The 3,105-nt window shown below is 56.5% G+C and carries 1 rRNA gene; it reads left to right on the top strand.

Features of this window, described 5'->3' with window-relative positions:
• Positions 1-3,069: ribosomal RNA gene (locus ACN675_RS28535) — 23S ribosomal RNA — on the top strand; the annotation flags it as partial.
• Positions 3,070-3,105 lie beyond the last annotated feature (36 nt).

Here is a 3,105-nt window from a genome sequence, read left to right as displayed (position 1 = left end):
CTGCGATATGCCTCGGGGAGCTGTCAACCGAGCTGTGATCCGAGGATTTCCGAATGGGGAAACCCAGCACGAGTGATGTCGTGTTACCCGCATCTGAATATATAGGGTGTGTGGAGGGAACGTGGGGAAGTGAAACATCTCAGTACCCACAGGAAGAGAAAACAACATGTGATTCCGTGAGTAGTGGCGAGCGAAAGCGGAAGAGGCTAAACCATGGTCATGTGATACCCGGCAGGGGTTGTGGTCGTGGGGTTGTGGGGTTCATTGTGTCGGTTCTGCCGGACCGGCCGACAGTAAGAAATCATCGTGTTAGTCGAAGTGGTCTGGAACGGCCTGTCGTAGAGGGTGAGAATCCCGTAGACGAAAACATGGTGACTGTCGATGTGAATACCCAAGTAGCACCGGGCCCGTGAAATCTGGTGTGAATCTGTCGGGACCACCCGATAAGCCTGAATACTCCCTGGTGACCGATAGCGGACTAGTACCGTGAGGGAAAGGTGAAAAGTACCCCGGGAGGGGAGTGAAATAGTACCTGAAACCGTGCGCTTACAATCCGTCAGAGCCTTCGAGCAGCTTGCTGCTGGGGGTGATGGCGTGCCTTTTGAAGAATGAGCCTGCGAGTTAGTGGCATGTCGCGAGGTTAACCCGTGTGGGGTAGTCGTAGCGAAAGCGAGTCCGAATAGGGCGTCTGTAGTGGCATGTTCTAGACCCGAAGCGGAGTGATCTACCCATGGCCAGGGTGAAGCGACGGTAAGACGTCGTGGAGGCCCGAACCCACTTAGGTTGAAAACTGAGGGGATGAGCTGTGGGTAGGGGTGAAAGGCCAATCAAACTCCGTGATAGCTGGTTCTCCCCGAAATGCATTTAGGTGCAGCGTCGCGTGTTTCTCACCGGAGGTAGAGCTACTGGATGGTCTAGGGGGCCCACAAGCTTACCGAAATCAGCCAAACTCCGAATGCCGGTGAGTGAGAGCGCGGCAGTGAGACTGCGGGGGATAAGCTTCGTAGTCGAGAGGGAAACAGCCCAGATCGCCGGCTAAGGCCCCTAAGCGTGTACTAAGTGGAAAAGGATGTGGGATCGCTGAGACAACCAGGAGGTTGGCTTAGAAGCAGCCACCCTTGAAAGAGTGCGTAATAGCTCACTGGTCAAGTGGTTCTGCGCCGACAATGTAGCGGGGCTCAAGTACACCGCCGAAGCCGCGGCACTCACACAAGCCCGCTTCACCTCTACGGGGGTGGAGCCAGGTGTGTGGGTGGGTAGGGGAGCGTCGTGCAGCCGTGGAAGCGCCGGAGTGATCCAGGTGTGGAGGCTGCGCGAGTGAGAATGCAGGCATGAGTAGCGAAAGACGAGTGAGAAACTCGTCCGCCGAATGACCAAGGGTTCCTGGGCCAGGTTAATCCGCCCAGGGTGAGTCGGGACCTAAGGCGAGGCCGACAGGCGTAGTCGATGGACAACGGGTTGATATTCCCGTACCCGTGTATCCGCGCCCAATGGCGAATCAGTTGTGCTAACCGTCCAAAAGGTTTGTCGTCTCCTTCGGGAGTCGGCGGGCTGGCTGCACGGGACCCCGGCTGTAGTAGTCAAGCGATGGGGTGACGCAGGAAGGTAGCTGGGCCAGGTGGTGGAATACCTGGTGTAAGCCGGTAGGGCGAGACGTAGGCAAATCCGCGTCTCATATAAGCCTGAGAGGTGATGCGTACCCGTTGAGGGGAATTCAGTGATCCTATGCTGCCGAGAAAAGCCTCTAGTGAGTTGGTACACGGCCCGTACCCCAAACCGACACAGGTGGTCAGGTAGAGAATACCGAGGCGATCGAGAGAACTGTGGTTAAGGAACTCGGCAAAATGCCCCCGTAACTTCGGGAGAAGGGGGACCAGCCCCGGTGACCGGACTTGCTCCGTGAGCTGGGGGTGGTCGCAGAGACCAGAGAGAAGCGACTGTTTACTAAAAACACAGGTCCGTGCGAAGTCGTAAGACGATGTATACGGACTGACGCCTGCCCGGTGCTGGAAGGTTAAGAGGACCGGTTAGCCATTTCGGTGGCGAAGCTGAGAATTTAAGCCCCAGTAAACGGCGGTGGTAACTATAACCATCCTAAGGTAGCGAAATTCCTTGTCGGGTAAGTTCCGACCTGCACGAATGGCGTAACGACTTCTCTGCTGTCTCAACCACAGACTCGGCGAAATTGCATTACGAGTAAAGATGCTCGTTACGCGCGGCAGGACGAAAAGACCCCGGGACCTTCACTATAGCTTGGTATTGGTGTTCGGTTCGGTTTGTGTAGGATAGGTGGGAGACTGTGAAGCGGCCACGCCAGTGGTCGTGGAGTCGTTGTTGAAATACCACTCTGATCGTATTGGACATCTAACCTCGGACCATGATCTGGTTCAGGGACAGTGCCTGGTGGGTAGTTTAACTGGGGCGGTTGCCTCCCAAAATGTAACGGAGGCGCCCAAAGGTTCCCTCAGCCTGGTTGGCAATCAGGTGTCGAGTGCAAGTGCACAAGGGAGCTTGACTGTGAGACTGACAGGTCGAGCAGGGACGAAAGTCGGGACTAGTGATCCGGCACCGGCATGTGGAAGCGGTGTCGCTCAACGGATAAAAGGTACCCCGGGGATAACAGGCTGATCTTCCCCAAGAGTCCATATCGACGGGATGGTTTGGCACCTCGATGTCGGCTCGTCGCATCCTGGGGCTGGAGTAGGTCCCAAGGGTTGGGCTGTTCGCCCATTAAAGCGGCACGCGAGCTGGGTTTAGAACGTCGTGAGACAGTTCGGTCTCTATCCGCCGCGCGCGTTAGAAACTTGAGGAAGGCTGTCCCTAGTACGAGAGGACCGGGACGGACGAACCTCTGGTGTGCCAGTTGTCCCGCCAGGGGCACTGCTGGTTGGCTACGTTCGGAAGGGATAACCGCTGAAAGCATCTAAGCGGGAAGCCTGTTCCAAGATGAGGTTTCTCACCCCCTCGAGGGGGTAAGGCCCCCGGCAGACCACCGGGTTGATAGGCCAGAACTGGAAGCACAGTAATGTGTGCAGGTGACTGGTACTAATAGGCCGAGGACTTACCACGAAGAAGCTACGCGTCCACTGTGCGGTATCTGAAACA

The sequence above is a fragment of the Rhodococcus sp. O3 genome, assembly GCF_048897285.1.
Taxonomy (GTDB): Bacteria; Actinomycetota; Actinomycetes; order Mycobacteriales; family Mycobacteriaceae; genus Rhodococcus.
The sequence above is the reverse complement of the archived record's forward strand: the minus strand, read 5'-3'. Positions and strand labels throughout refer to the sequence as shown.